Origin of the sequence: Crocosphaera watsonii WH 8501, assembly GCF_000167195.1 — a bacterium.
Lineage (GTDB): Bacteria > Cyanobacteriota > Cyanobacteriia > Cyanobacteriales > Microcystaceae > Crocosphaera > Crocosphaera watsonii.
This window is the reverse complement of the sequence record NZ_AADV02000198.1, coordinates 1-6,865: the sequence shown is the minus strand read 5'-3', so window position 1 is coordinate 6,865 and position 6,865 is coordinate 1. Positions and strand designations below refer to the sequence as shown.

The 6,865-nt window shown below is 35.9% G+C and carries 3 protein-coding genes and 2 pseudogenes; 1 reads left to right on the top strand and 4 read right to left on the bottom strand.

The features are described 5' to 3' along the window. Nucleotides 1-716, bottom strand: a pseudogene (locus CWATDRAFT_RS28460) (IS66-like element ISCwa4 family transposase); the annotation flags it as partial. A gap of 29 nt (nucleotides 717-745) precedes the next feature. On the opposite strand from CWATDRAFT_RS28460, the gene CWATDRAFT_RS28455 reads away from it, so the two are divergent. Beyond that, entirely contained in the window at nucleotides 746-1,687 is a 942-nt protein-coding gene (locus tag CWATDRAFT_RS28455; RefSeq protein ID WP_007308225.1) for a type ISP restriction/modification enzyme, read from the top strand. Between the two features lie 255 nt (nucleotides 1,688-1,942). On the opposite strand, the gene CWATDRAFT_RS28450 is transcribed toward CWATDRAFT_RS28455, so the two are convergent. From CWATDRAFT_RS28450 to rpoC1, 3 genes and pseudogenes are all read right to left on the bottom strand, one after another. Beyond that, entirely contained in the window at nucleotides 1,943-4,945 is a 3,003-nt protein-coding gene (locus CWATDRAFT_RS28450) for a UPF0182 family protein (RefSeq protein ID WP_007308224.1), read from the bottom strand. Nucleotides 4,946-4,947: 2 nt separating this feature from the next. Beyond that, entirely contained in the window at nucleotides 4,948-6,333 is a 1,386-nt protein-coding gene (locus tag CWATDRAFT_RS28445; RefSeq protein WP_007308223.1) for a cytochrome P450, read from the bottom strand. Nucleotides 6,334-6,610: 277 nt separating this feature from the next. Further along, a pseudogene (gene rpoC1 / locus CWATDRAFT_RS34885) lies at nucleotides 6,611-6,844 on the bottom strand (DNA-directed RNA polymerase subunit gamma); the annotation flags it as partial. Nucleotides 6,845-6,865: the final 21 nt, after the last annotated feature.

The window sequence follows — 6,865 nt, the reverse complement described above, 5'->3', positions numbered from 1 at the left end:
TGAAACCATTTGTGCATTTTGGCAAGGCTCCCTTGAGAAATGGGAATGCCAAAGACATACTCTATAAAATGTTCCTGTTTACGCCATGTAAGATTACCCCCATAGCCAAGCCAGCCCACGATGCTACTTAATCGCGCCCCATAACTGAATCCTTCTTTAACTCCCAATGGAACAGGACTGTAATCTGACCATCCACAACTAGGACATTTATAGAATCCGCGACGATATTCCCTGATTTCTATGGGTTGGTCTACTACTTCAGCCACTTGCTGGACTTTTTCGGGAACTACTTCATCTCGTTCCACTGAACCCCCACAAACAGGACAGTTTTCTAGTTCTAAAGTGACTATCTTATCGGGCTGACCAAAACCATTACGGGTCTTCTCTGGGTGGTCATATTTTGGTCCGCGTTTAAATCCTTTTTTGCGTTTCTTTTTGTCAGAAGGCTTTTTTAGTTGGTCTGATGATGGGGGGACTGAACTGTTTTTTGAGTTACGGTTTTTTAGCTTATCTCTCTCTTCTTTCAATTTTTCAATTTCTTGCTGTTGTGTAGAGATTTGTTGTTGTTGCTGGTCAATCAGTCTTTGTTGAAGAGATAACTGTTGTTGTGCCTTGACTAGCCACTCAATCATGAAGACATTGTTCGCCAACTGTTCATCGGCGATAGCTCTAACTAGCTTTGAATCAATGGTAGCATTTGTGGTCATAACCCCCACTATACATAAAAATCCCCGATTTTACCTTTATGTTGTCAAGACAGATTCTTTATTGCGGTGAGCAATTACCTTTTGCACAAGATGATTTACGAAAGACAGGTATTAATAATAAGTTGATTGTACCTATTATTTATCGTCCTTTTGATCTTAGATATACTTATTATACGGGGAAATCAAGAGGGTTCATTTGTATGCCTCGTAATGAAGTTATGAAAAATATGTTAAAAAGTGACAATTTTGGATTTCATTTATGTCGTCAAACTGTTAGTGATTCATGGCAACATATTATGATAAGTTCTAATATTACTGATGATTCTTATGTTTCTAACAAAAGTAGAGAAAGAGGTTATTTATTACCTTTATATATATATCCTGATACAGAAAACCAACAAACTAACTTATTTGAAGAAAAAACAGCTAACTTATCCCCTAAATTTTTAACTGCTATTAAAGAAAAATTAGGATATATTCCCACACCAGAAAACATATTTTATTATGCTTATGCAGTGTTTCATTCTCCTACTTATCGTCAAAGATATGCAGAGTTTCTTAAAATAGACTTTCCTCTTCTTCCCCTCACCAAAAATGATAAACTATTCATCACATTAGCAAGCAAAGGAGAAACCTTAGTTAACCTGCATTTAATGAAATCAGATCAATTAAATAATCTTATTACCCAATACCAAGGAGACAAAGAAAACCAAGTTATCCAAGTTAAATATAGTCCCCAAAAGCAACAAGTTTCTATCAATAAAAATTGTCACTTTATCGGTATTCCCGAAAGCATCTGGGAATTTAAAATAGGAGGATATCAAGTCTTAGATAAGTGGTTAAAAGATCGTAAAAAAGCTAAGCGTAAACTGTCCCCTGATGACATTATCCACTATCAAAAAATTGTTGTTGCTTTACAAAATACAATTGAAATAATGCAGGAAATTGACACAATAATCCCTAACTTTCCTATAGAATGAACATAAAGGATCTTAAAACCCTACTTAGACTATATTGTCAATAGCAGCTTCTAGGCTTTGTTGAGATTTTTCTAGTAGATTTTGTTGTTCTGAGGTCATAATATAATTCCTTCTTTGCGAAATAAGATAGTTTTATAGCATTTCCTACAGTCATGAGGTACAGCTAATATCTAGCTTCCGAACTCCTAACTCCGAACTCCGAACTCTCATCATAATTAACTTGACGTGTAACGTTATCCGTCAAGTTTCACCATTTTAATTAGGGATAATAATCTGTTCTTCTGGATCAAGTTCTCGAATAATGGTAGAAGAATCACCTTTTTCCGGTTCAAAAATGGAGGTTAATGCTTCATCTAGGGTTTCTGACATGACAATTTGATTTTCGTAAGCAACAATCACCCTTGCTAAAGTGGGTAAGCTATTTTGTTCCGCTTCTAAATATAAAGGTTCAACGTATAATAAAGACTGTTCTGCAAAGAAAGGTATAACTAATAAATTCCCTTGAATTACTCGTGATCCTTGACGGTTCCAAAGAGAAATTTGTTGAGAAATAACGGGATCTTGATTAATCAAGGCTTCGATTTGTTCTGGTCCATAAATAACCCTTTGTTTCGGTAATTCTAGTAATAACATCTTACCATAATTATCCCCATCAGAACGGGCAAATAAACCAGCAATTAAATTATTACGACTGGTGGGAGTATAAACACTAAATAAGATAAATTCTTGTGCCTCACTGGTAAGACTCATTAAGAGATAATAGGGTTCAATGGGTTGTTGATTTTCTCCATAAATTTCTTGGGGAATACGCCATTGATCCTCTCTGTTATAAAATACTTGAGGATCGGTCATATGATAGGTTAATAAACGTTCTGATTGAGTGTTATATAAGTCTTTTGGATAACGAATATGAACCCTAAGAGAAATTGGCATTTCTGACAACGGTTTGAAAAGAGTAGGGAAAATTTTTCGCCAGGTTTGAATTAAAGGATCACTGGGATCAACAATATAGAAATTAACGTCACCATTATAAGCATCAATAACAATTTTAGCTGAATTACGAATATAATTAAACGGGCGATCTCCTGGTTCAGAATAAGGATAGCGATTGCTTGTAGTATAAGCATCAATTATCCAATACAAACTGGTTTCTTCTGACTTATTTTTAATCTCAGCAGTTACTAGATAAGGATCACGATCAAAGCGTAAAAATGGTGCCAGTGTTCTAATGCGACGATTAATATTACGCCGAAAAATCAATTTAGTATCAGGAGTAAAATTACGAGTAAAAATCATTTGCCAATCTTTTAAATAGTTAGCAAATAGTAATCTTCTTGTCCAATTTTTTAATTCAATTCCCCCACTACCATTGTAAATGTTATAAACATTATCTTGACCACTGGGATAGTCTAATTCTTTAACTTCTGTATTGGTCATAATATAAGTGTCTGTTGACTCTCCAAAGTAAATTCTAGGATTATCAATAGGAATATTATCTCGAATAGCATTACTAGAAGTTTGTAAGTCTCCCGCATTATTTTCTGTACCAATATTCTGTACAAAATAGAATGGTAAACCCCCTTGAGCAACTCGATTAACCGGGGATAAAGTAAACCCATAACCATGAGTATAAACTAAGTGTTGATTCACCCAAGTTTTTGCTTGTTCTGGTACTTCATTATAATCTAATTCTCTAGCAGCAATTAACACCTGTTGCTTGGCAATTTTCGGTAATTTTACATCACTTTCAATGGTTAATTGTACATCATTTTCAATGGGAATACCATAACGATCAATATCGGCATCATTAAACTTATAATAGAGACGTAATTGTTGTAATTGACGGTTAGTTTGTAGAAGTGGACGAGAATCCCAAAGTCTAATATTGTTAATTGTTAGACGATTTTTATTTAAAGCATTGGCTGTTAAATTACCTTGAGCATTGAGTGTTTTAATTTGAATTTTATCTAAACCAAAAGCATGACGAGTTAATGCTATACTACGTTCAATATAAGGGGTCTCTCTAGCTAATTCGTTGGGTTCTACAATAAAACTTTGTACTGTTTGTTGACCCAAAAATGATATGATTATAACAGTTATATAGATTACAAATGGTAGAGGTGAAAAAGGAAGCTTCTTTAATTTAGACCGTTTTAATAAAGGGATTTGAGCATAGCGTCCCCATCCTGTTATTCCCTTAATGAGCAGCCATAAAGAAATGAGAATAGCGAGAACAGAAGCGATAGTATAAATAGGCAAAAGAAAATGGATATCTGTATAACTTGCTCCAAAAACAACCCCTTTAGTCGAGTATAATAATTGATACCTTGCTAACCAATGATAGAGTCCAATGACCGACATGAGAAGGCTACCTAAAATATATAAATGACGGAGTTGAAAACGAGAAAATCCAGGGAATTTTCCTTGAGATAAACTATTAGCTGATAATAAATAGGTGAGACTTACTAAAATAAATCCGACTAAAAATAATCCACCTAACCAAAAATTGACCAACCGCCAAAAAGAAAGAGTAAAAATATAAAAACCGACATCTAGACTAAATTGGGGATCAACTTCTCCAAAGCTGGTGGGATAAAAATACTGTAAAATTCTTGTCCAGTTTCCTGATAAAACCAGACCAAATATTATACTAAAAGTTAAGGATATTATTTTAAAATATAATTGACTATTGACAAAAATAACTATAATAATTCCTCCCATAATTCCTGCTTTCCATAATTGATTTCTCAGTTGAGATAAAATTTCAGCAACAGAATCCAAAAAGAAGGGAGTTGGTAGAGGAGGAGTAATATTAGGTAGGGTAAAATCTGGATTCCAAACATTATAAGCTACTTCACTGTAATAAAGTAACATGAATCCCATTAAACACCCTAAACTAATAGTAAAAACTATTAACCAGAAAAGACCAAGAGAAGGAGATTCAGGAATTAGTTGAGGTTTTGCTTGTTTTAGGGGTTTACGTCTTTTTTTATTCTTAGTAGGAATCTGGGGAATAAAATGCCATTTATGGCGTTCTGCTTGACGCAAATTACCCCACAAAAACCACCAAGAAAAACCACTAATAATCACCCACAACCCTAACTGCCATGATAATTGTTCAGCAAAAATATCTACATAACCCACTTCTTGAAACCAGAGTCTTTCCACAATAACACGGGAGACTAATTCCAATATTAAGCCAATACCTAATAAAAAGGTGATAAATTTAGTCAGGGAAGGGGTGAAAAATTTAAACATATTTATCTTGTTGATAATTCTAATTCCCGAGCTTTCTGGGGTTGGCGTTTGCCTTCTAAAATCATTTTAACCCCTCTTTTTGGAGATAAAGTTAACCCTCTTCGTTGCTGTTTTTCGGGTTGAGTATCTGCTAGTTTTAAGCAATATTCAGAGATAATAATTGCGATGACTAACTTCATTTCAAATTTGGCCAACGCTTCCCCCATACAACGACGGGAACCACCACCAAAAGGAATAAATTCGTAAGCACTATATTTATGATCTAAGAATCTTTGAGGGTTAAATTGTTTGGGGTTAGCATATATATCTTCCCGTAGATGGGTTAAATATAAACAGCCCGCAACTATATCCCCAGGTTTAAAAGTATAACCTCCTACCTCAACGGTTTGCTGAGCCAGTCTGGTAAAGGTTAACATAGCCGAAGGAGAAAGTCTCAGAGTTTCGTTGCAAACTGCGGTTAGGTAGGGGAGACGGAAAATATCCATTCCCTCAGCATCCGGTGAGAGGGTGTTTAACTCCTCAATCAGCTTATCTTTAATTTCTGGTATATGATGGAGCCAGTATAAAGCCCAAGCCATAGCTGAGGCGGTGGTTTCGTGGCCTGCCATTAACAGGGTGATTAATTCATCTCGTAGTTCTTGATCCTTCATGCTTTCCCCTTGTTCATCTTTTGCAAACATTAGGAGGGATAAAATATCTGTGCGCTCGGGATCGGGGTTAGCGCGGCGATCGCTTATTTCTGCATAGATTAATTTATCAAGAGCTTGGCGTTGACGAAGGAAGTAACCCCAAGGACTCCAGTTTCCCAAGTCTTTTTGTAGAGAGGGAAAGAATAAAAAGCCGGAAGTGATGGGAGAATCAAATAGGTCGAGTAACTCTTTTAATCTATATTGTAATTCCTCATAACGTTCCCCCTCAGTTACTCCGAATACCGCTTCCATAATCACTTTTAAGGAGATATCCTGCATTACCTCCCTGGCCAAAAAAGGTTGATTTTCGGGCAGTTTTTCCATGGCCTCTCGGGTAATACGACAGGTTAAGTCCCCATAGACTTTAAGACGTTCCCCGTGAAACGATGGCATCACTAACTGACGACGTTGACGATGGCCATCGCCGTCTAGCATAACCACAGAGTAATCCCCTAATAGTGGCTTTAAGAGGGTATTTAGAGAACTAGGTGCAGTAAATTCCTGGCGATCGTGAGTTAAAATGTACTGCATTATCTCAGGATTACTGATAAGAATGATATCATTGCCTAAACCGATGATTTTGGCTTTAAATAGATCTGGATAGCGATGATGGTTGGTTTGTAGATAGCCAGTGGGATTTAAAACCCATTGTAACTGTTGTACTAACGTAGGAGTTTTCGGCGTAGGAATTGTTTTCATCGGTTAACTTATCAAACTTTATTATACTTTCTTGTTTTATAGTAATTTATTACTCGGTGTTTCTGCAAAAGTGGGGTTATGATCTTATACTCAATGCTAATATCAATGACCGATCTGTTCTATTTAGAAAATTAAAGAGATTCCTCGTACCTCGCAATGACAATTATTCATTGTCCATTGTCCATTGTCCATTGTTAAAGAAATTCCTCGTACCTCGGAATGAGAATAACAAGCAAAAAAGTTTGGTAAAAGTTGAAACTTCTACCAAACTTTTTCTCTAAGCTATAGTTAAAGCTTCTTGGATGGTTTTGTTGTAGATAATACGTCCTGGAGTGGTCTTAATGAACATAGAAACTGCTTCTCCGTCGATTTCTCTAACTCGACGTTCCCGATAATGCTTAACCACACTACCATCTTCTAGGGTTTCTGTTTCTAAGACTTCGTTATCCGGCTTATCTGTAACTACCTCTTCATTGGGATCTTCACTACGTAACCAAACGGAATCATTAAGTGCACCGGTCCGGCTGATCTA

Coding starts and splice junctions, on each gene's coding strand:
- CWATDRAFT_RS28450 (WP_007308224.1), bottom strand. CDS start 4,945: ATGTTTAAATTTTTCACCCCTTCCCTGACTAAATTTATCACCTTTTTA.
- CWATDRAFT_RS28445 (WP_007308223.1), bottom strand. CDS start 6,333: ATGAAAACAATTCCTACGCCGAAAACTCCTACGTTAGTACAACAGTTA.
- CWATDRAFT_RS28455 (WP_007308225.1), top strand. CDS start 746: ATGTTGTCAAGACAGATTCTTTATTGCGGTGAGCAATTACCTTTTGCA.